Consider the following 20,568-nt stretch of genomic DNA (forward strand, 5'->3'; position numbering starts at 1 on the left):
CAACCGTGCAACCTGGCCGCGCGCCCGACGCATGGATGCGGTGCCGGCTCGTCAAACTGGAGTATTTATAAAGTCTCGTAGAAATCGATCGATATCTTGCCGCACGACGGGGCGGCCCATAAGGCTCCGGCGATCGGCAGATCCGTCGATTGACCTCATACTTATTCGAGACTGAAGATGATCAAGTTTGCATCACTCGCCGCAATGCTTCTGATCGGCTCGATCATCGACGTGAACGCCGCAGAAATTGCCATCAAGACCCTGAATAGCGGTCCGGGCGGGATGATGGTCTTCGATCCTTCCTACGTGAAAATTCAGCCCGGCGACACGATCCGGTTCGTGCCGACCGACAAGGGACACAATGCCGAGCTGATCAAGGGCATGGCTCCCGACGGGGCGGCGCCGTTCAAGACGGTGGTCGGCAAGGAGGAGACCGTAACCTTCGACAAGCCCGGCCTCTACGGCATCAAGTGCGCGCCGCATTACATCATGGGCATGGTCGGTCTCGTCCAGGTAGGTGACAAGCCCGACAACCTGGAGACGGCGAAGGCGGTCCAGCAGAACAAGCTGGCCGCCAAGCGATTCGAGCCGCTGTTCGAGAAGGTGCAGTAACGCCGGCGGGGTGGTCGCGGGCCGCCCCGTCTCAGAATCCGGCGTAGAGCGCCGCGACCGCCCGGTCGATCGAGAGGTAGAACATGCCGAAGGCGACGACGGCGGCGGCCGCGAACTCGACGGCGACGTTCGAGAGCGTCTGCGCGCGGCGCAGCGCCTCGCGGCCGAAATACACGGAGACCCAGGCGAGGGCCAGGACCGCCGGCATGGCGAACAGGTAGGACACCGTGCTTTCGACGCGGTCGAGGCCATCGGTCGGATCAATCAAAGCCCGGATGTTGCGCACCCAGGGGGCATGAACGGAGGCATAGAGGGCGGTCAGCCAGGACAGGCCCGCGGCGACGCCGAGATGGAAGGTAAAGCTGCGGTGCAGGCGGGAGAAATCGTCGCGCGCCTCGTCGATGGTCATCCGGCAATCCCCTGCGACGGGCCGCCGTCGAAGAGCGCGGATGCGCTGCCGTTCACGGGCCGTCGTGGGTGACCATTAGCCGTCAGATTCTGCGGATTTTATGGCCCTGGCGGGGCTCGATTGGGATCGGAACCCGACCGTTCCTGCCAGCGCAGCGAACCAAACCAGGGCGGCATCGGGCCTCACGACCGTGAGCTGCCCTGGGTCACTTCGCTGCGCTCGCGATCACGGAGTGCCGTATCGACCACGGGCGCCCCGACCTGCAGCGCAATCAGGCGTCCTTGGTCGCCTCCGGCTCCCCTGAACGCATCAGCGTCACGAAACGCTCGAACAGGTAGTGGCTGTCGCGCGGACCGGGAGAGGCCTCCGGATGGTGCTGCACCGAGAAGGCCGGGCGGTCGGTCAGGGTCAGGCCGCAATTCGAGCCGTCGAACAGGGAGACGTGGGTCTCCACGGCCGTCTCCGGCAGGCTATCGGGATCCACCGCGAAGCCGTGATTCATCGAGACGATCTCGACCTTTCCGGTGGTCTTGTCCTTCACAGGATGGTTCGCGCCGTGATGGCCCTGGCCCATCTTCACGGTCCGTCCCCCGAGGGCGAGACCCATGAGCTGGTGGCCGAGGCAGATACCGAAAGTCGGCACCTTCTCGTCCAGCAGCTTGCGGATCACCGGGACCGCATAGGTGCCGGTGGCGGCCGGATCACCAGGGCCGTTGGACAGGAACACGCCGTCCGGCTTCAGCGCCAGGATCTCCTCGGCCGTCGTAGTGGCCGGCACCACGGTGACGTCGCAGCCCGCCTGGGCGAGCAGCCGCAGGATGTTGCGCTTCACGCCGTAATCGATGGCCACGACCTTCAGGCCTCCGCCGGGCGCGCGCTTGCCGTAGCCGTCGCCGAGGGCCCATACGGTCTCCGACCATTCCGACGGCGCCCGGCTGGTCACCGGCGGCACCAAGTCGAGCCCCTCCATGGGCGCGAGCGCGGCCGCGCGGGCCTTCAGGGCCTCGCGGTCGAACTGGCCCTCGGGATCGTTGGCGATCACCGCGTTCGGCATGCCCTGATCGCGGATGCGGGCGGTCAGCGCCCGCGTGTCGACGCCCGTGATGCCGACGATGCCGCGGGCCTTGAGCCAGCCGTCGAGATGCGACGACGAGCGCCAGTTCGACGGCTTCGTCACCGCCGAGGCGAGGACGGCACCGCGGACACCCGAGGCCGGCGCCGCCTCCAGGCTCTCCAGATCCTCGTCGTTGGTGCCGACATTGCCGATATGCGGGAAGGTGAAGGTGACGATCTGGCCTGCATAGGACGGATCGGTCAGGATCTCCTGATAGCCGGTCATCGCCGTGTTGAAGCAGACCTCGCCGTCGGCCACCCCAGTCTGGCCGATTCCGAAGCCCTCCAGGATGGTGCCATCGGCCAGAACCAGCAGGGCCGTCGCGACCGGCTCGGCCCACGGCTCGGGCGCCCGGAGCTCGGGGGCGTGCGCGGTGGCGTCTTGCAGCATGGGCTGAGTCTCGCTTATGTCCGGCCGAAGGCGGGCGCCGGATTGCGGCGCTCTCGGCTTGCGGCATGATCGTGTGCGGCGCTCTTAGCGAGCGGCCCGCGATGGGGTCAATGTGGCTCCGCCTCCCGCAGGGCTCAACGTCTGCTTATCACAGGGCAGATCCGCAATTCGCAGGCCAGCCCCCGTTTCGACCGAGAGAAGGTTCATCCCCATGCTGCGCGCGCGCCTCACCACCGAGATGAAGGAGGCCATGAAGGCCGGCGACAAGGATCGGCTCGCGACCGTCCGGATGATCCAGGCCGCCCTGAAGGACCGGGACATCGAGGCCCGGGGCAACGGCAAGGACCCGATCTCCGACGACGAGATCCTGTCGCTGCTCCAGAAGATGATCAAACAGCGCACCGAATCGGCCAACGTCTACGAGCAGGGCGGCCGTCCGGAACTCGCCGCCAACGAGCGCGCCGAGATCGCCATCATCGAGAGCTTCCTGCCGCAGCAGATGGACGAGGCCGAGACGCAGGCGGCGATCGATGCGGCGATCGCGGAGACCGGCGCCGCCGGGCCGAAGGACATGGGCAAGGTGATCGCCGCCTTGAAGGGCGCCTATGCCGGCCGGATGGATTTCGGCAAGGCGAGCGGGCTGGTGAAGGCGGCGCTCGCCGTGAAGGGGTGAGCAAACGCGCTGACGCTGTCCCCGCAATCCCCGATCCGGGATGCGGCGGGGACAACGATCAGGACTCTGCGGTGTTCGGCGCGCTATAATCGGCGGCCCCGCAAACCCTCCCAGGCCCCGTGCGCTATCCTCCCCACATTCTGGAAGAGATCCGTGCCCGGCTGCCGGCCTCCTCCGTGGTCGGGCGGCGCGTTCAGCTCAAGAAGGCCGGCCGCGAATGGCGCGGCCTGTCGCCGTTCAACGCCGAGAAGACGCCGTCCTTCTACGTGAACGACCAGAAGCAGTTCTACCATTGCTTCTCATCCTCCAAGCACGGCGACATCTTCACCTTCCTCATGGAGACGGAGGGCCTCAGCTTCCCCGAGGCGGTCGAGCGGCTGGCGAGCGAGGCCGGCGTCAGCCTTCCGGCGCCTACCGAGGACAACCGCGCCAGCGAGCAGAAGCGCGCCGGGGCCATCGAGGTCATGGAGATGGCGGCCCGTTGGTTCGAGGATCGGCTGCGGGCGGGCCAGGGCGGCGAAGCCCGCGCCTATCTCGAACGCCGTGGGCTCAAGGACGAGACGCAGCGGGCCTTCCGCCTGGGCTACGCGCCGAATGAGCGCTACGCCCTGCGCGACCACCTGGCCGGGCAGGGGGTCGACAAGGCGCTGATGGTCGAACTCGGCCTGCTCGCGGCCGGGGAGGGCGTCTCGGTCCCGTACGACTATTTCCGCGACCGGGTGATGTTCCCCATCACCGACACCCGCGGCCGGGTCGTGGCCTTCGGCGGGCGGGCGCTCGCCAAGGAGGTGCGTGCCAAGTACCTGAACTCCCCCGAGACGCCGCTCTTCCACAAGGGCCGCACGCTCTACAATCTGCACGGCGCCCGCAAGGCCGCCCACGACCGCGGTTCGATCATCGCGGTCGAGGGTTATGTCGACGTCATCGCCATGACGCTCGCCGGCCATCCCGAGACGGTCGCGCCCCTCGGCACCGCCCTGACGGAGGACCAGCTCGGCCTGCTCTGGCGCCATGCCGACGAGCCGATCCTGTGCTTCGACGGCGACAAGGCCGGCCAGCGGGCGGCTTTCCGCGCCCTGGACATCGCGCTGCCGCTCCTGGAACCGGGTCGCTCGCTCCGAATCGCGCTGCTGCCGGGCGGCCAGGATCCCGACGACCTCCTGCGTTCGGGAGGCCCCACGGCCATCGACCAGGTCCTGACGGCGGCGCTTCCCCTCTCGGAACTGCTATGGCGGCGCGCCCTCGAATCAGGACCGGTCGACACGCCTGAGCGGCGCGCCGGCCTGACGCAGACGCTGCGCACGACCGTCGCGACGATCCGCGACGAGACCGTGCGCCGCTACTATCGCGACGACATCGAGGAGCGCCTGCGCGGCCTGTCGCCCCGCGGCGCCCGCGCCGCCGGGGGGGGCCAGCGCGGTCGCCAGCGCTTCACCCGGCCCGGCGAGCCCGTCTCGCCGCGCATCACCGGCAGCCCCAGTCCGTCGGTCACGGCCTCCGCAGGGTTCACCGGCGCCGCCTCGGTGCGCGAGGCAGTGATCGTCGGCAGCCTGCTGGCCCATCCCGAAATGCTCGCAGAGTTCGGCGAGGAGATCGCCGATCTAGATTTCGAGGATCCGGATGCCCGGGCGCTGTTGTCGGTCCTGCTGGCCTGCGCGGCCGAGGACGAGCACACGGCGCCGGAAGTGTTGCAGAACCGCATCAACCGCGCCGGACTTGCTACAGCGGCCGAGAGAATCCTCGCGCTGGCCCGCTCGCGGGACCGTACAACCCTGGCTCCGCATGCCGATCCCGCTCACCGCGCAGACGCGCTCCGACAAGCGATGATCTTGCACCGGCAGGCAGGAGCGCTACATAGCGAACTTCGCGAAGCACGGCAGGCGTTTGAGGACGATCCGACCGATGCCGGGTGGGCATGGCTCTGCGAAGTGAAGGCGAGGCTTGAAACCGTCATCGCCGCCGAGGCGGAGGCCGATGCACCGGTGTCGAGTGACTCGACGGCCGCGTGATCCCTGTGTCATGGCGGTGGCGGGGGGCGGTGTCCCGCCATAGTTAACAATCGGTCAAGCCTCGGGCTTGCATACGGAAACCGACGACTCAAGGCGACCGGAGCGATCCGGCGCCGATCTCATACAGCGGCGCCGACGGCGTAGACCGGCCTCATCGGGGCCTCCGCAACGCGCCGCGTGCGAAACAATAGGCTGATCATGGCGACGAAGGCAACGGAACGGGACGAGACGGACGCTGCCCCCGAGCAGCAGACCGACGGGCCGCTCCTCGACCTGACGGATGCTTCGGTCAAGCGGATGGTCAAGCTCGCCAAGAAGCGCGGCTACGTGACCTATGAAGAGGTCAACGAGGTTCTGCCCGAGGGCCAGTCCGATCCGGATCAGCTCGAGGACGTGCTGTCGCAGCTCTCCGAGATGGGCATCAACGTCGTCGAGGCCGAGGAGACTGACGAAGCCGCCGGCGAGAAGGCCGCAGAGGGCGAGGAAGAGGAGGCCGAGGGCGGCGAGGTCGCCGAGGTCGCTCCGGCCCGCGCCGTCACGGTCGCCACGACCACCAAGGAGCCGACCGACCGGACCGACGATCCGGTGCGGATGTACCTGCGCGAGATGGGCTCGGTGGAGCTCCTGTCCCGCGAGGGCGAGATCGCCATCGCCAAGCGCATCGAGGCCGGACGCGAGGCGATGATCGCGGGTCTCTGCGAGAGCCCGCTGACCTTCCAGGCCATCATTATCTGGCGGGACGAGCTGGTCGAGGGCAAGGTCCTCCTGCGCGACATCATCGATCTCGAGGCGACTTACGCAGGCCCCGACGGCAAGAACGCGCCGCAAATCGCCGAGGGCGAGGATGGCGGCGACGATGCCGAGCCGCCTGCGCCGCCCGAGGGCGGCGACGACGAGGACGACCTCGAGAACAACGTCTCGCTCGCCGCCATGGAAGCGGAGATCAAGCCGCGGGTTCTGGAGACCTTCGACGCGATCGCCGCGAATTACCGCAAGCTGCGCAAGTTCCAGATCGAGGGCACCGAGCGCAAGGCGGCCGGCGAGCAGAACACCCCGGCTCAGAACCAGAAGCAGGGCGAGCTCAAGGACATCGTCGTCGCCGACGTGAAGTCCCTGTCGCTGAACAACAACCGCATCGAGGCGCTGGTCGGCCAGCTCTACTCGATCAACAAGCAGCTGATCGGCCACGAGGGTCGGCTGATGCGCTTCGCCGAGAGCCACGGCGTGGCCCGCGACGAGTTCCTGCGCCACTACCAGGGCTACGAGCTCGATCCGAACTGGATGGAGCGCGTCGGGACGCTCGGCGGCAAGGGCTGGAAGAACCTGGTCGAGCGCGGCTCGAAGCAGGTGGCGGAGCTGCGCGCGCAGATCCTCGATCTCGCTTCCGAGACGGGCCTGGAGATCGGCGAGTACCGCCGCATCGTCAACATGGTCCAGAAGGGCGAGCGCGAGGCTCGGCAGGCCAAGAAGGAGATGATCGAGGCGAACCTGCGCCTCGTGATCTCGATCGCCAAGAAGTACACGAACCGCGGCCTGCAGTTCCTGGATCTGATCCAGGAGGGCAACATCGGCCTGATGAAGGCCGTGGACAAGTTCGAGTACCGGCGCGGCTACAAGTTCTCGACCTACGCCACGTGGTGGATCCGGCAGGCGATCACCCGCTCGATCGCCGACCAAGCCCGCACGATCCGCATCCCGGTGCACATGATCGAGACGATCAATAAGATCGTCCGCACCTCGCGCCAGATGCTGCACGAGATCGGCCGCGAGCCGACACCGGAGGAGCTGGCCGAGAAGCTGGCCATGCCGCTGGAGAAGGTCCGCAAGGTCCTGAAGATCGCCAAGGAGCCGATCTCCCTCGAGACGCCGATCGGCGACGAGGAGGACAGTCACCTGGGCGACTTCATCGAGGACAAGAACGTCGTCCTGCCGATCGACGCCGCGATCCAGTCGAACCTGCGCGAGACCACCACGCGGGTTCTTGCGTCGCTGACGCCCCGCGAGGAGCGCGTTCTGCGGATGCGCTTCGGCATCGGCATGAACACCGACCACACCCTTGAGGAGGTGGGCCAGCAATTCTCGGTGACCCGCGAGCGCATCCGTCAGATCGAGGCGAAGGCACTGCGGAAGCTGAAGCACCCCTCGCGCAGCCGGAAGCTCAGAAGCTTCCTGGACAACTGAGCCTGCGCCGCGGATCACGCGGCGCTTCCCCACCGACCGCGTTGCCTCGGCGCTGCGCGGCATCCAATCTGGCGCCATGCTCGAACGCCGCCCGCCAACGCCCGGATCCCCGACGGCCTTCGCGGACGGCTCGGAGGCCGACGACGTGCCCTTCGGCGCGCTCCAACCCTCCGTCGGCATCCGCGACTGGTTGCTCGGAGAGGGCGCCCGGATGCCCAACGCCGAGGAGATGCTCGCGGGCCTCGCGGAGCGCCTGATCGCGGTCGGCGTTCCCGTCGACCGGGCATCGACGGCGATCGACACCCTGCATTCGGAATATGCCGGCGTCGGCCGCATCTGGACCCGGGACGGCGGCACCACCGTGCGGCTGTTCCCGCACGGCGCGCGCTCGACGGATGCCTATCTCAACAGCCCGTTCCATACGGTTCACGAGACCGGCGAGTGGCTGATCCTCGACCTGTCGGAGACCCCGGACGACGCCTACGCGATCGTTCCGGACCTGAAGGCCGGCGGCTACACCCATTACGTGGTGGCGCCCCTGTTCTTCACGAACGGCACCCAGAACGGCATCACCTTCGCCACCCGGGCCCCCGCGGGCTTCCGGGACGACGACATCGCGATCCTGCGCTTCGTCATGCCGGCGTTGGCCGCCGTGATGGAGATGCGCGTCCTCAACAAACAGCTCGACCACGTGCTGCGGCTCTATGTCGGCGACGAGCCCCATCGGGCGATCCTGGCCGGGGACATCCGCCGCGGACAGGTGACCCGGATCCGATCGGCGATCCTGTTCGCCGACATGCGCGACTACACCCGCACCTCTGCCGACATGACCCCGGAGGAGGCCGTAGGCCTCCTCAACGTGTTCTTCGACTGCCTCGTGCCGCCGATCGAACGGGAGGGCGGCGAGGTCCTGAAATATCTCGGCGACGGCCTGCTGGCGATCTTCCGCGAATCGGGCGACGATCTCGGCGGTGCCGCCAAGGGTGCCCTGACCGCGGCTCAGCTCGCCCTGGCGGCCCTCGACGAGGCAAACGCCCTCCACCAGTTCCCCGTGCCAGTCGCCGCTGGCATTGCCCTCCACCACGGCGAGGCCGCCTACGGCAATGTTGGCTCCGGTTCCCGGCTCGACTTCACGGTGATCGGCCGCGACGTGAACCTCGCGAGCCGTATCGCACAGCTCAACCGCACCCTCGGCGAGCCATTGCTGATGTCGAAGCCGTTCGTGGATTTCCTCTGGGGGGATCCGATCCCGCTGGGCGAGCACCTGCTCAACGGTTTCGACGAACCCATGGCGGTGTTCCGGCCGAAGTTCCTGCGCCCGCGCAAGTCAAACTGAGGCAGGGTTGCAGCGGCCTGATGATTGGGCCCGCCGCTGCATGCAAGGATGCAGGGTCATCTCGTCGGAGCCACCTGGAACTGCGCCGAGAGGGCGGCATGACGCGCACAATCTCGGCGCAGCCAATCGAGGACGAACTCCGCGCTGTAGGCGGCTTGCTGACAACCCCAGACGGGTTCGATCATCTTGCCGAGCGCTGCCTTGGCTAGGTCGCCGGTCTGTGTTCGGACCTCGTCGGGCACCCCGGACTGAGCGAGTATCTCCAGGCATGTGAACAGACAGGCTCGATGCTGGTTTGTATAGTAGGCATGGATCGAGAATTCCTGCCGTAACCCGAAGACATAAACCCAAGGCTCGAGATCGATCCCTTCAGCAGGCAGCTGAAGCGAGAGACCGGCCTCGGCATAGTGAAATCCAGTGCGGAAGTCCTTTTTGTGCCTGCAATAGCGGCTCGCTCTGTGCCGTGCTTCAGCCCGTTCGGGGAGGATCCGTATCGCCCGATCGTAAAGCTCCAGGACACGATCCGGTGGCGCACCCAAGGTTTCGCGTATGCTGGCCGCACTGATGAGACTCTTGTATATCTCCTCGTCCCCATGCCCGAGGTCAGCCCGCTTCAGATAAAGATCAAGCGCTTCCCGCTCTCTTTCATTACTATGATAGTAATCTGCCAAGTAGAATGTGTACCTGGCACGCAGGAATGGATGCTTCTCCGACAAAAGCGCCTTTTCAAGGAGGGCGATGTCACGCGATGCGGTTTCATTGTCGCGTCGACGTGCCCCGTCATGGCCGCGACGGATCGACAGCGGCATGACCGACTGATCGGCCTGCCCGGTGCAGTGCAGGAATTCGTGGATCACACCGACGTATTCCCACGTCCTGGAATTGTCGATCAGCTGTCGACGCGTATAGTTATTCTCCGTATCGATTATCGTAAAGGCATAGGCCGCATGGCGAAGGTGCGGCATCGCGAATTGTTCCGGAATGATGAGCTCGTCATCGGCGTCGATGATGAGCGAATAGTGGGCGTACGGCCGCGCGAGTCGCAACGCCTCGGTCCGATTGAATGCGAAGTCGACCCATGGCCGCTCCACCAGTTGACCGGGCAGATCTGCCATCACCGCACGGACGAGATCCTGCGTCCCATCGGTTGATCCCGTATCGACGACAATCCAATGATCGATAATCGGCCGAACAGAGTCCAGACACCGCCGAATAACGTGCGCCTCGTTCTTCACTATCATCGCCAAGCAGATCTTTTGACCATAGTTATTCATAATCAAATTTGCCTTGACGCACGTTGACGATACAGAAAGACGCCTCATACCTCCTTTATCGCAAACAGACGGAACTCGCAAAACGGAGCATTTATTGTCGGCACGACCAAAAGTTGAAGATAAATGCAGGGTGCGCACGCTGGGAAAATTGTATAGACCTGTTCCAAAATTTGTCACTTAGGAAATATATACGCTCGAAATTTATATCAATCGACCAGTGACGCGCTTTATTCGATAGCCGATCATCGACGGCATCTCGAAGCCTTCAGCATCGGCGATGGGACCGGCGCATTGGCCGCGGCCGGAGAGCGGATCGGGTCCGCCCAACGGGTTCAAGCCGGCTTGGCAGGGACGTGTCGGATCGCCGGTCCGAACAGGCCCGGAGCGCTTTCAGCCCCGCAGCGTCATCGTCCCGCCGCTGACGCTGAAATCGCGCAGGCGCTTCAGGAACGACATGCCGAGCAGGCTTGTTGCCAGGCGTCCCCGCGGGATTACCACGGCCTCGACATCACGCACGGTGATCGATCCGACCTGCATCACGGCGATCCGGATCGGTGCAACCTGTACGGTCCCGTTTGCGGTGTTCCACACGCGTGTGAAGTCGCCGGGCGCGAGCCGGATCCCGATCCGCTCGGCATCTTCCTCCGAGAACGCGCAGGAACTCGCGCCGGTATCGACCATCATCGGCAGGGTGCGGCCGTCCATCAGGGCATTGACGAAGAAGTGGCCGTTGCGGCCGGACTGAAGTGCGACGCCCGCCACGGCACCGTCGACGACCGGAACCGACGCCGCGGGCAGGACGGGCGGCTCCGTCACCGGATGCGCCCGCTCCCGCAACTTCTGGAACGCCGTGGCAGACAGGAAGCCGATCGTGCAGACGACCACGAATGTGCGCACGGGTCCCACTCCGCCCGAAGGATCGTACCTGCTTTGACCGGGGATCTGTGAAGGGTCGGTGCTGCCTGCGGCTTCACTCTGCCGCGTCAATCGGATTTCGCGCGGCTTGGTATCCGAGCGGTGACTGCGACCGGCGAATGTCCGGCCTGCGGGGGCCGTCGGCCAGCATCGGGGTTGACCGGTGCAGCCCGGACGACCAAATCTCCTCTCGTTCCAGGGAGATCCCCGGCAAGGGGCTGAGAAACCGCTGGCACGTCCGTCAGGACCTGCGGCGCGGAAATCCTTCGAACCTGATCCGGCTCATACCGGCGTAGGGATTGGACCGCGGCCGCCCGAAAGGCAGGCCACAGCTTCTCACAGAAGCACACGGCCCGCTCCCCGCGACGTCAATCCGCGGAGATGCTTGTGCCCCTCGACAGACCTGCCTCACCGATTGGCCGCCGCCGCAACCCCGAGGGCGTCGTCGCGCCCGCCGTTCTGCCGGCGCGGACCGACGTCGCCGTCATCGGCGGCGGTCTGATCGGTCTGTCGATCGCATGGCGGCTCGCCCGGGCGGGCCGCGCCGTGACCGTTCTGGAGCGGGACACGATCGGGGCGGGCGCGAGCCTCGCGGCCACCGGCATGCTGGCCCCGGCCGCCGAATACGAGCCGGGCTCGGACCCGCTGCTGCCCCTCGCCCTCGAATCGCTCCGTCTCTGGCCTGAATACCGCCATGCACTGGAGGCTGAATCCGGCCGGTCCATCGACTATCGTCCCGATGGCACTCTGGTGCTGGCGGTCGGCCGCGACGAGGTCGAGCGCCTCCGCTTCCGCTACGATCTGCAGCGTCGGTCGGGTCTCGAGGCCACTTGGCTGCCGGGCAGCGAGGTCCGGCGTCTAGAGCCCGGCCTGCGCCCCTCCGTCACCGCCGGGATCCACTGCCCGCTCGACCATCAGGTCGATCCCCGTCTGGTCATGGACGCCCTCGCGGCGGCCTGCCGTGGGGCCGGAGTCGCAATGGCCGAGCGGACAGCCGTCACCGCCCTCGACTGGTCCGGTGGCCGCGTGACCGGCATCCGCGCCGGCGATCGCGTCGTGACAGCCGAAACCGTCATCCTGGCCACTGGCGCCTGGAGCGGGGAGAGCGGCCTGCTGCCTGACGCGCTCGCCCTGCCAGTCCGGCCGCTGAAGGGCCAGTCCGTGGCGCTGCGCACGACCGCCCGTACCGGCACGCTTGCCCGGATGGTCTGGACCGAGCAGGTCCATATGGCGCCGAAGAGCGACGGCCAGCTCATCGTCGGCGCGACCGTGGAGGATTGCGGCTTCCGGCCAGGTGTCACCGCGGGCGGGCTTTACGCCCTGCTGGAGGGTGCACGCAGGGTCCTGCCCGGTATCGAGGAGATGGAGGTCGAGTCCGTATGGAGCGGCTACCGCCCGACTTCGGACGACGACGCGCCGATCCTTGACGAACTCGCCCCGGGTCTCGTCGCCGCGACCGGCCACCACCGCAACGGCTACCTGCTCGCCCCCGTCACCGCCCAGGCCGTCGCCGAACTGGTGTTGCACGGCGCGCTGCCGGACGTCGCCCGTCCCTTCACGCGCGCACGTTTTGGCCAGCCGGAAGTCGTGAGGGCCTCGGCATGAAACTCGTCATCAACGGGGAGCCGCGGGACTGCGCGGCCGAGACGGTGGAGACCGTGTTCCGTCTCGAGGCGGAGGAGAGCGGGATCGAGAGCCCGCAGGGCGTCGCCATCGCGCTGAACGGCCGCGTGCTGCGCCGCCGCGACTGGGGCGAGACCCCGGTCGCGGAGGGCGACCGCATCGAGATCGTCCGCGCCATGCAGGGAGGTTGAGCATGGACCAGAGCCTTACGCCGCTGCGCCCCGAGAGCGAGGATGACAGCCTGGCCATCGCCGGGGTGCGCCTGTCGTCCCGGCTGTTCATCGGCACGGCCGGCTACCCGACGCAGGCGATCATGCGCGACGCCGTCCAGGCGAGCGGCGCCGAGGTCGTCACCGCCTCGATCCGCCGGGTCTCGCTCCAGGGACACGGTTCGGACACGGTCAAGATCCTGAAGGGCAAGCGCTTCCTGCCGAACACCGCCGGCTGCGAGACAGCCCGCGACGCGATCATGACCGCCGAGCTGGCACGGGAAGCCCTCGACACCAACTGGATCAAGGTCGAGGTGATCGGCGACCGGGAGACGCTCTATCCGGACGTCACCGAACTGATGGAGGCCTGCCGCCACCTCGTGGATGACGGCTTCGTGGTGCTGCCCTATTGCAACGACGACCCGATCATCTGCCAGCGCCTGGAGGATCTCGGCTGCGCCGCCGTGATGCCCATGGGCTCGCTGATCGGCTCGGGCATGGGCGTCGCCAACCCCGCCAATCTCGAGCTGATCTGCCGGCGCGCGAAGGTGCCCGTGGTGGTGGATGCCGGGATCGGCACTGCGTCCGATGCGGTGATCGCCATGGAACTCGGCGCCTCCGCCTGCCTGATCAACACCGCAATCGCCAAGGCCGACGATCCGGTGCGGATGGCCCGCGCCATGGGCCGGGCCGTGGAGGCCGGGCGCGATGCCTATCTCGCCGGGCGGATCCCCCGCCGCGGCCGTGCTGAGCCGTCGAGCCCGCAGCTCGGCCTCGTCGGCTCGTGAGGGTGCTGCCGTCGCCGCTGCTGGCGGTGACGGACCGGCACGGCCACACGCGGCCGCTTGCCGAGACTGTGCAGGCGGTCTTGGACGGCGGCGGGCGCTGGATCTGGTTCCGCGACAGGGATCTTGAGGCGGATGCCCGCCTGCGCCTCGGCGCGCGCGTGGCCGAATGCGTGCAAGCCGCGAACGCCGTCCTGACTGTCGGAGGCGATGTCGCGCTGGCGCGCGCCCTCGGTGCCGACGGCGTGCATCTCGGCGGTCGCTCGGGATCGGAGGCGATCGCGGCAGCGCGGGCCGTTTTGGGCGGGGCTGCGCTGATCGGCGTTTCCGCGCACACGCCGCAGGAGGTCGCGACTGCCGCGCAAGCCGGCGCCGACTACGTGACCCTCAGCCCGATCTACGCGACCGCGAGCAAGCCCGGCTACGGACCGGCGCTGGGCCTGACGGGACTCGCCGACAGCCTCGGCGCCGGCCTGCCCGTGGTAGCGCTCGGCGGTCTCGGTCCGGAGGCGGTCAGGTCCTGCCGCGCGGCAGGGGCGGCGGGTATCGCCATCATGGGCGGCCTGATGCGAGCCGCGGATCCGGCCGACGCGACACGGACGCTCTTGGAGGCCTGGAGCGCGGCGGAGACTTCAGCGGCGCGGACGGCCACCTGACCGTCTCCGTCGCCACGTGAAGAAACAGATGCCGTCTTTGCGAGCATAGCGAAGCAACCCAGGGACGCGCCACGTCCGGCGATGACGCGCCATCCGGGATCGCTTCGTTCCATGCGCAAGGACGGCCGATAATGCGGCTGCTCTAGGAGCTGGAAGGCCCGTAAGGCGGCCGCGGAATCGCCCGGTGGGCCGCCCGCAACGCTGCCGACCAGCGTTCGCGCAGATCGTGAAAATAGCCCTCGCCGGCCTCGATCCGGTGGTTCACCTCCAGCGTCAGCGCGTTCCGGCGCGCCAGGGCGATGTCGATCGGGAGGCCGACCCCGAGATTCGACCGCATGGTCGAATCCATCGAGACGAGGCTGACCTTCAGGGCATCGTACAGCTCGGTCGTATACTTCACCGCCCGGTCGAGGATCGGCTTGCCGTATTTATGCTCGCCGATCTGGAGGAACGGCGCGTCGGTGCTGCACTCGATGAAGTTGCCGGCCGAGTAGATCAGGTAGAGCCGCATCTCGCCGTTTCCGATCTGGCCGCCGAACAGCAGCGAGATCGAGAACCGGATATTGGCGGCCTCGAACCCATCCTTCTCGATCGATCGCACCCGCCGGATCGCCCGGCCGATGAGCTGCGCCGCCTGGAACATGGTCGGCGCCTCGACGAGCTTCTGCGGCGGCTCGCCGTCCTCCTCGCCGGGCACGCCCTCCTGGAGCAGGCTGAGCACCGACTGGGTGATCGAGAGATTGCCCGCGGAGGCGAGCATCATCACCCGCTCGCCCGGCACGTTGAAATGGTGGAGCTTGCGATAGGTCGAGATGTCGTCGAGCCCCGCATTGGTGCGGGTATCGGCGACCATGACCAGCCCTTCCTCGACTAGGACACCGACGCAGTAGGTCATCGTCTTCGGGCCCTCGTGCGGTCGGCGGACCGATGTCTGAACGATCAGGATTGAGCGGAAGCCCTGCCTTGCTCGACCCGAAGCTTCACGTCCAGTGTCTCGGTACCACCCCCGGTGCGGCTGCCGCGGATCGGCGCCGCACCGAGGTAGTCCAGACCCGTGGCAACACGGATGTAATTGTCCGCCGGACTGACGTCGTAGCACGGGTCGAAGGCCACCCAGCCGAGAACCGGGACCAGGGCCTCGACCCAGCCGTGGGGCGCCTCGACATCCGCCTGCCCGTCATCCCGCGCCCGGTAGCCGGCCACGTAGCGGACCGGGATGCCGATGTGGCGCGCGGCGGCGATGAAGACGTGGGCGAGATCCTGGCAGACGCCGCGCCCGGCCGCGAAAGCCTTGCCGGCCGGGACGGCACTGGTGGCGGGACCGGGCTCGTAGGCGACGGCGTTCTGGACCGCACCCATCAGCCGGTGAAGCAGGGCCAGGACAGCACCGTCTCCTTCCGTGGCGACGCGCTCGGCGAAGGCTTGCAGCTCCGGGCTCGCCGCGCACAGGTCCGTGTCGCGCAGGTAGAACTGATCCGGCAGTCGCTCCACCGTGCCGCGGACGATGCCGTTCGTGTCGTCGGTATCGACCTCGCCGGTGACCCGGATGGTCAACGCGTCGGCCGGTTCGTCCGGGGTGAACCAGTGGACGACGTTGCCGAACCCGTCCTCGCGGGCGGTCAGGCGCCCGTCGACGGTGGTGTCGATCCGCCACGTGCGGACGTACTGCCCATCATGATCGCGCGGCGTCAGGCGCAGGACCTGCACCAGCCCGCGGGCCGGCTGCTCGTAGGTGTAGATGGTCTCGTGAACCACGCGGATGCGCATGCGCTGTCCCGTCCGTCTCGTTCAGCCGACCAGATACTGCTTGGCGATCGCTTCGCCTACGCTGTTGTTCTCGGCAATGAACGCCTCCACGAACTCGTGCAGCCCCCCGGCGAATACCCGGTTGATGTCCTCGCCGTCGAGCTTCGCGAGCATGTTGCCGGCGAGCCGCTGGCTCGGACCCCGGCGGCCGTACGCGTCGGCGATCAGGTCGAGATACTCGACGATGACGCCGTAGCAGTTCGCGAAGGACCGCGGCATCTGCTTGTTGAGCATCAGGAGGTCGGCCACCAGCACCGGCTTGATGCTCTCCCGGTAGACCCAGTGATAGGCGTTGAACGCCGACACTTCGCGCAGGATCGTGGTCCACTGGAAGTAGTCAAGGCTGCCGCCCACCGTCTCGTCGTGCGGCAGCAGGATCTGGTACTTCACGTCGAGGATGCGGGCGGTGTTGTCGGCGCGCTCGATCGCGGTGCCGAGCCGAGTGAACCAGAAGGCGTCATTGCGCAGCATCGTCCGGAAGGCCGAGCCGTCGAAGGTCAGCGAGACGGTCTTCACCCAGTCGAGGAAACGGCCGAACTCGTCGCGGTTGAGGTCCTTGCCAGCATAGTTGCGCAGCTCCAGCCACGCGCCGTTGATCGCGTCCCACATCTCGGTGGTGAGGGCGGTGCGCACCGAGCGGGCGTTCTCGCGGGCCGCCTCGATGCAGGAGCGGATCGAGGACGGGTTGTGCGGGCTGAAGGCCAGGAAGTCGCAGACCGTGTCGGCGTTCACCGCGCTGTAATGGGTCTTGAAGGCGTCCGGATCGCCGGCCGAGGCGAGGGCCGACTCCCACTCGTTGCCGCCGCCGCCGCCGTAGCTCGTCGGCAGCGAGGCGAAGCGGTGCGCCGCGTCGAGGATGCGGGCGACGAAGTCGGCCCGCTCGACGTAGCGCGAGAGCCAGAAGAGGTTGTCGGCAGTCCTGGAGAGCATCGGTCTTCAGCCAAGTCGTGCGGACCACGATGTCCGCGCCTCGGAACGTCCGGACGTTGTGGACCTCAGGCGTCGAGCACCCAGGTGTCCTTCGTGCCACCGCCCTGGCTGGAATTGACCACCAGGGAGCCCTCCTTCAGCGCCACCCGGGTCAGGCCGCCCGGCACGATGCGGATCTGGTCGGCGCCGCACAGCACGAAGGGCCGCAGGTCGACGTGGCGCGGTGCGACTCCCGAGGCCACGAAGGTCGGGCAGGTTGAGAGCGACAGGGTCGGCTGCGCGATGAACCCGTCCGGTGCGTGCTTGAGCTTCTTGGCGAAGTCGTCGATCTCGCGCTTGCTGGCATGTGGGCCGACCAGCATGCCGTATCCGCCGGAGCCGTTCACCTCCTTCACCACCAGCTCGGAGAGGTTATCCATCACGTAGGCGAAGGAATCCTTCTCGCGACACCGGTAGGTCGGCACGTTGTGCAGGATCGGCTCCTCGCCGGTGAAGAACTTCACGATCTCCGGCATGTAGCTGTAGACCGCCTTGTCGTCCGAGATGCCGGTCCCGACCGCGTTGGCCAAGGTCACGGAGCCGCGCTCGTAGGCATTCATCAGCCCCGGTACGCCGAGGACCGAATCCGGGCGGAAGACGAGGGGATCCAGGAAATCGTCGTCGAGGCGGCGGTAAATCACGTCGACCCGCCGCGGCCCCTCGGTGGTGCGCATGTAAACCACGTCGTCCTTGGTGAAGAGATCGGACGCTTCCACCAGCTCGACGCCGAGCTTGTCGGCCAGGAACGAGTGCTCGTAGAACGCCGAATTGTAGCGCCCGGGGGTGAGCAGCACGACGGTCGGGTCCCGCGCCGCCGAGCCCGGTGCGAGGCTGCGCAGGGTGGCGAGCAGCGCGTCCGGGTAGTTCTCCACCGGCGCAACCCGATGCTTGGAGAACAGGTCCGGGAACAGGCGCAACATCACCTCCCGGTTCTCCAGCATGTATGAGACGCCGGACGGGATGCGGGCATTGTCTTCCAGCACGAAGAAGTCGTTCTCGCCGGTCCGGACGATGTCGATGCCGGCGATGTGGACGTAGAGGTCGTGCGGCACGCGGAAGGAGCGCATCTCCATGCGGTAATGGGCGTTCCGGTAGACGAGGTCGGCCGGGATGATGCCGGCCTTGATGCATTCCTGCGCGCCGTAGATGTCCTTCAGGAACAGGTTGATGGCGGTGACCCGCTGCTTCAGCCCGCGTTCCAGGAAGGCCCATTCCGGCTTGGTGATCACCCGCGGGATGATGTCGAATGGGATCAGCCGCTCGGTCGACTCGTTGTCGCCGTAGACCGCGAAGGTGATGCCGATCCGGCGGAACAGCAGCTCGGCCTGGCTGCGGCGGGTGTTGAAATGCTCGGGCGGCGTCGCGTCCAGCCAGGCCTTCAGCTGGCCGTAGGCGTCACGGACGGCAGCCGGATCGGCAGCGCCGATCCCGTTCATCTCGTCGAAGGCCGTCACCGCCATCTCGCTCCTCCCGTGCGCTCCCGCTCTTGAGGCAAGAGGCGCGCCACGCGTTCATGGCTATAGCCACGGGCGATAACGCTCAAGGCGGCCGGAGGATCAGATCAGCTTCAAACCTTTCAGGCTGGCATGGCCGTTTCGGCCGAGAATCACGTGGTCGTGCACGACGATCTTCAGCGGCGCCAGCACCGTCAAGATTTCGCGGGTCATCGCCACGTCGGCGGCGGAGGGGGCCGGATCGCCGGACGGGTGGTTGTGGGCCAGGATGATCGCGGTCGCCGACAGCTCCAGCGCCCGCCGGGCGACCTCACGGGGATAGACCGGCGCGTGATCGACGGTGCCGCGCCCCTGCACCTCGTCGGCGATGAGGTGGTTGCGCTTGTCGAGGAACAGGACGCGAAATTCCTCGCGCGGGGCGAACGCCATGGTGGCACGCAGGTACTCGTGCAGCGCGCTCCACGAGGCCAGCAGCGCCCGCTCGCGGATCGCGCCGCGGGCGACGCGCCGGGCTGCGGCCTCGATCACCTTGAGGTCCGATGCAACCCCCGCACTCACGCCCTCCACCTCCATGAGCCGTGCCGGCTCGGCGCTCACCACCTCGGCGAAGCTGCCGAACCGAGCGACCAGCGCCTTGGCGAGGGGCTTCACGTCGCGCCGCGGGATCGCCCGGAACAGGACCAGTTCCAGCAATTCATAATCGGGCAGCGCGTCGGGGCCTGCCGCGGAGAACTTCTCCCGCAGGCGGTCGCGGTGGCCGTGATAATGCGGCGTCTCCTTCTCGACCGAGGACGAAACGGCGCTGTCGGCGAACAGCCCCGCCTCGCCGTCGTCCGGCGCCCCCGTCACGGCCGCTCAGGCCGCCGGATTGACGGGCTGATGAAGCCCCTTCGGCGAGATCGTGAAGATCTCGACGCCGGTCTCGGTGACGCCCACGGTGTGCTCGAACTGGGCGGAGAGCGACCGGTCCCGGGTCACGGCGGTCCAGCCGTCGCCCAGCACCTTCACGGCGGGCCGCCCGAGATTGATCATCGGCTCGATCGTGAAGAACTGGCCGGGCTTGAACGGGACGTCGTAGCTCGCCTCGACGTAGTGCAGGATCGTAGGGGCATCATGATAGGTGCGCCCGAGCCCGTGGCCGCAGAAATCGCGCACCACTGAGCAGCGCTCGCCCTCGGCGAAGGATTGGATCGCCCGGCCGATGTCGTTGGTCGAGCCGCCAGGCTTCACCGCCGCGACGCCGCGCATCAGTGCCTCGTAGGTGATCTCGCACAGGCGCTGAGCCTTCCGCGGCACTTCGCCGACATAGGCCATCCGACTCGAATCGCCGTGCCAGCCGTCGAGGATCAGGCAGATGTCGAGATTGACGATGTCGCCCTCGCGGAGCGGCTTGTCGTTGGGAATGCCGTGGCAGACCACGTGGTTGATCGAGGTGCAGATCGACTTCGGATAGCCGCGATAGAGCAGCGAGGCCGGATAGGCGCCGTGATCCATCGCGAAGGTGTAGGCGAGCTTATCGAGTTCCTCGGTCGTGACGCCGGGCTGCGTCGCCTCCATCAGCAAGTCGAGGGCCTCGGCCGTGAGCCGCCCCGCCCGGCGCATGCCTTCGAAACCCTCGGGACCGTGGATCGGCGGTTCCGGAGCGCGGCGCGCACCCTGCGCACTGGCTTGTTCCTGCTGCATGGTCGGGACTTTTTTTCGCGGCGGCGTCTATCGGGCGTCGCTCTATGTACGGTGCGGGGCGCGGGAGGCCAAGCCGCGTCGGCGGACGGTCGGGCGAGGCTTGCGCCGGCCGCGGGGCTGGCGGCATAAGCGGCCACGAGACGCCCGGGAGCGCGCAGGCAGATTCGCCGCGCACTCCGTCGCGGGGCAGGCGAGGGCCGGATGGCAGGCAAGGCGGTACCGCACTTCCACAACGAGCCGGGCGTGCCGGTGATCACCGTGGGCGTGAAGGAGTTCATGTGCATCGGCGCTTTGCCGCCGTTCGACCACCCGCACGTGTTCCTCGACATGGGCGCCGACAGCGAGATCATCTGCCAGTATTGCTCAACGCTCTATCGCTACCGCGCCGGCCTCAAGGCCGACGAGGCGGAGCCGCAGGCCTGCGTGTGGCGGGACGACGCCAAGCTCGCGGCGGAGTAGGCGCCGCCCAC

20 protein-coding genes and 1 riboswitch are annotated in these 20,568 nt (G+C 67.3%); of the genes, 10 read left to right on the plus strand and 10 right to left on the minus strand.

Translation table 11 applies throughout. From position 1 onward, the window contains the following. Positions 1-177: 177 nt before the first annotated feature. Entirely contained in the window at positions 178-612 is a 435-nt protein-coding gene (locus BLT59_RS11050; RefSeq protein ID WP_091779395.1) for a pseudoazurin, read from the plus strand. Between the two features lie 31 nt (positions 613-643). Here BLT59_RS11050 and BLT59_RS11055 read toward each other — a convergent pair whose 3' ends face one another. Both BLT59_RS11055 and carA read right to left on the minus strand, forming a co-directional pair. Then, positions 644-1,021: a hypothetical protein gene (locus tag BLT59_RS11055; protein ID WP_091779397.1), complete on the minus strand. Its 378-nt coding sequence runs from the start codon at positions 1,019-1,021 to the stop codon at positions 644-646. A gap of 271 nt (positions 1,022-1,292) precedes the next feature. Next, positions 1,293-2,525 carry a glutamine-hydrolyzing carbamoyl-phosphate synthase small subunit gene (carA, locus tag BLT59_RS11060; RefSeq protein ID WP_091779399.1) on the minus strand — a complete coding sequence of 411 codons (1,233 nt, stop codon included), beginning with the start codon at positions 2,523-2,525 and terminating at the stop codon, positions 1,293-1,295. A gap of 211 nt (positions 2,526-2,736) precedes the next feature. Here carA and BLT59_RS11065 point away from each other — a divergent pair, with 211 nt between their 5' ends. From BLT59_RS11065 to BLT59_RS11080, 4 genes are all read left to right on the plus strand, one after another. Beyond that, positions 2,737-3,198, plus strand: a complete 462-nt coding sequence (locus BLT59_RS11065; protein ID WP_091779401.1) for a GatB/YqeY domain-containing protein — start codon at positions 2,737-2,739, stop codon at positions 3,196-3,198. Positions 3,199-3,317: 119 nt separating this feature from the next. Further along, on the plus strand, positions 3,318-5,207 hold the full coding sequence (gene dnaG / locus BLT59_RS11070; protein WP_091779403.1) for a DNA primase: 1,890 nt from the start codon (positions 3,318-3,320) through the stop codon (positions 5,205-5,207). Positions 5,208-5,405: 198 nt separating this feature from the next. Further along, entirely contained in the window at positions 5,406-7,388 is a 1,983-nt protein-coding gene (rpoD, locus tag BLT59_RS11075) for an RNA polymerase sigma factor RpoD (RefSeq protein ID WP_091779406.1), read from the plus strand. A 76-nt stretch (positions 7,389-7,464) separates the two neighbouring features. Next, complete coding sequence (locus BLT59_RS11080; RefSeq protein ID WP_091779408.1) at positions 7,465-8,724, plus strand: adenylate/guanylate cyclase domain-containing protein; 1,260 nt, start codon at positions 7,465-7,467, stop codon at positions 8,722-8,724. Positions 8,725-8,780: 56 nt separating this feature from the next. Here BLT59_RS11080 and BLT59_RS11085 read toward each other — a convergent pair whose 3' ends face one another. Continuing rightward, positions 8,781-9,998 carry a glycosyltransferase gene (locus BLT59_RS11085; protein ID WP_244513941.1) on the minus strand — a complete coding sequence of 406 codons (1,218 nt, stop codon included), beginning with the start codon at positions 9,996-9,998 and terminating at the stop codon, positions 8,781-8,783. A 390-nt stretch (positions 9,999-10,388) separates the two neighbouring features. Beyond that, a complete protein-coding gene (locus tag BLT59_RS11090) occupies positions 10,389-10,895 on the minus strand; it encodes a retropepsin-like aspartic protease family protein (RefSeq protein ID WP_244513942.1) in 507 nt (168 codons plus the stop codon). 206 nt (positions 10,896-11,101) lie between these two features. Then, positions 11,102-11,230: riboswitch (TPP riboswitch) on the plus strand. 64 nt (positions 11,231-11,294) lie between these two features. Here BLT59_RS11090 and thiO point away from each other — a divergent pair. From thiO to BLT59_RS11110, 4 genes are read left to right on the plus strand one after another with little or no spacing between them, the layout of a single operon-like run. Then, a complete protein-coding gene (gene thiO, locus BLT59_RS11095; protein WP_091779412.1) occupies positions 11,295-12,518 on the plus strand; it encodes a glycine oxidase ThiO in 1,224 nt (407 codons plus the stop codon). Continuing rightward, positions 12,515-12,727, plus strand: a complete 213-nt coding sequence (gene thiS / locus BLT59_RS11100; protein ID WP_091779414.1) for a sulfur carrier protein ThiS — start codon at positions 12,515-12,517, stop codon at positions 12,725-12,727. The genes thiO and thiS overlap by 4 nt, the downstream gene beginning before the upstream one ends. A gap of 2 nt (positions 12,728-12,729) precedes the next feature. After that, positions 12,730-13,533 (plus strand): thiazole synthase, encoded by an 804-nt coding sequence (locus tag BLT59_RS11105; protein ID WP_091779416.1) that lies wholly within the window; start codon positions 12,730-12,732, stop codon positions 13,531-13,533. Beyond that, entirely contained in the window at positions 13,530-14,186 is a 657-nt protein-coding gene (locus BLT59_RS11110; RefSeq protein WP_091779418.1) for a thiamine phosphate synthase, read from the plus strand. Before BLT59_RS11105 ends, BLT59_RS11110 begins: the two co-directional genes overlap by 4 nt. Positions 14,187-14,328: 142 nt before the next feature. Here the strand turns inward: BLT59_RS11110 and BLT59_RS11115 are convergent, their stop codons facing one another. The 6 genes from BLT59_RS11115 to map form a co-directional block, all read right to left on the minus strand. Beyond that, complete coding sequence (locus tag BLT59_RS11115; protein ID WP_091779420.1) at positions 14,329-15,081, minus strand: proteasome-type protease; 753 nt, start codon at positions 15,079-15,081, stop codon at positions 14,329-14,331. Positions 15,082-15,125: 44 nt separating this feature from the next. Then, positions 15,126-15,953 (minus strand): transglutaminase family protein, encoded by an 828-nt coding sequence (locus BLT59_RS11120; RefSeq protein WP_091779422.1) that lies wholly within the window; start codon positions 15,951-15,953, stop codon positions 15,126-15,128. 21 nt (positions 15,954-15,974) lie between these two features. Further along, complete coding sequence (locus BLT59_RS11125; protein WP_091779424.1) at positions 15,975-16,922, minus strand: alpha-E domain-containing protein; 948 nt, start codon at positions 16,920-16,922, stop codon at positions 15,975-15,977. 65 nt (positions 16,923-16,987) lie between these two features. Then, entirely contained in the window at positions 16,988-18,421 is a 1,434-nt protein-coding gene (locus BLT59_RS11130; RefSeq protein WP_091779426.1) for a circularly permuted type 2 ATP-grasp protein, read from the minus strand. Positions 18,422-18,517: 96 nt separating this feature from the next. Further along, positions 18,518-19,264, minus strand: a complete 747-nt coding sequence (radC, locus tag BLT59_RS11135; RefSeq protein ID WP_091779428.1) for a RadC family protein — start codon at positions 19,262-19,264, stop codon at positions 18,518-18,520. Between the two features lie 6 nt (positions 19,265-19,270). Continuing rightward, the gene (gene map, locus BLT59_RS11140) at positions 19,271-20,098 is read right to left on the minus strand and encodes a type I methionyl aminopeptidase (protein WP_091779431.1); all 828 of its coding nucleotides are present in this window, start codon (positions 20,096-20,098) and stop codon (positions 19,271-19,273) included. A gap of 201 nt (positions 20,099-20,299) precedes the next feature. Here map and BLT59_RS11145 point away from each other — a divergent pair, with 201 nt between their 5' ends. After that, positions 20,300-20,557, plus strand: coding sequence for a zinc-finger domain-containing protein (locus BLT59_RS11145; RefSeq protein ID WP_091779433.1), 258 nt, complete (start codon positions 20,300-20,302; stop codon positions 20,555-20,557). Positions 20,558-20,568: the final 11 nt, after the last annotated feature.

It is taken from the genome of Methylobacterium sp. UNC378MF (assembly GCF_900103195.1).
In the GTDB taxonomy this organism is placed as follows: domain Bacteria; phylum Pseudomonadota; class Alphaproteobacteria; order Rhizobiales; family Beijerinckiaceae; genus Methylobacterium.

What these genes read in the sequence shown, in the direction of transcription:
- BLT59_RS11050 (WP_091779395.1), top strand. Translation starts at nt 178, where the DNA reads ATGATCAAGTTTGCATCACTCGCCGCAATGCTTCTGATCGGCTCGATC.
- BLT59_RS11055 (WP_091779397.1), bottom strand. Translation starts at nt 1,021, where the DNA reads ATGACCATCGACGAGGCGCGCGACGATTTCTCCCGCCTGCACCGCAGC.
- carA (WP_091779399.1), bottom strand. Translation starts at nt 2,525, where the DNA reads ATGCTGCAAGACGCCACCGCGCACGCCCCCGAGCTCCGGGCGCCCGAG.
- BLT59_RS11065 (WP_091779401.1), top strand. Translation starts at nt 2,737, where the DNA reads ATGCTGCGCGCGCGCCTCACCACCGAGATGAAGGAGGCCATGAAGGCC.
- rpoD (WP_091779406.1), top strand. Translation starts at nt 5,406, where the DNA reads ATGGCGACGAAGGCAACGGAACGGGACGAGACGGACGCTGCCCCCGAG.
- BLT59_RS11080 (WP_091779408.1), top strand. Translation starts at nt 7,465, where the DNA reads ATGCTCGAACGCCGCCCGCCAACGCCCGGATCCCCGACGGCCTTCGCG.
- BLT59_RS11085 (WP_244513941.1), bottom strand. Translation starts at nt 9,998, where the DNA reads ATGAATAACTATGGTCAAAAGATCTGCTTGGCGATGATAGTGAAGAAC.
- thiO (WP_091779412.1), top strand. Translation starts at nt 11,295, where the DNA reads ATGCTTGTGCCCCTCGACAGACCTGCCTCACCGATTGGCCGCCGCCGC.
- thiS (WP_091779414.1), top strand. Translation starts at nt 12,515, where the DNA reads ATGAAACTCGTCATCAACGGGGAGCCGCGGGACTGCGCGGCCGAGACG.
- BLT59_RS11105 (WP_091779416.1), top strand. Translation starts at nt 12,730, where the DNA reads ATGGACCAGAGCCTTACGCCGCTGCGCCCCGAGAGCGAGGATGACAGC.
- BLT59_RS11115 (WP_091779420.1), bottom strand. Translation starts at nt 15,081, where the DNA reads ATGACCTACTGCGTCGGTGTCCTAGTCGAGGAAGGGCTGGTCATGGTC.
- BLT59_RS11120 (WP_091779422.1), bottom strand. Translation starts at nt 15,953, where the DNA reads ATGCGCATCCGCGTGGTTCACGAGACCATCTACACCTACGAGCAGCCG.
- BLT59_RS11125 (WP_091779424.1), bottom strand. Translation starts at nt 16,922, where the DNA reads ATGCTCTCCAGGACTGCCGACAACCTCTTCTGGCTCTCGCGCTACGTC.
- BLT59_RS11130 (WP_091779426.1), bottom strand. Translation starts at nt 18,421, where the DNA reads ATGGCGGTGACGGCCTTCGACGAGATGAACGGGATCGGCGCTGCCGAT.
- map (WP_091779431.1), bottom strand. Translation starts at nt 20,098, where the DNA reads ATGCAGCAGGAACAAGCCAGTGCGCAGGGTGCGCGCCGCGCTCCGGAA.
- BLT59_RS11145 (WP_091779433.1), top strand. Translation starts at nt 20,300, where the DNA reads ATGGCAGGCAAGGCGGTACCGCACTTCCACAACGAGCCGGGCGTGCCG.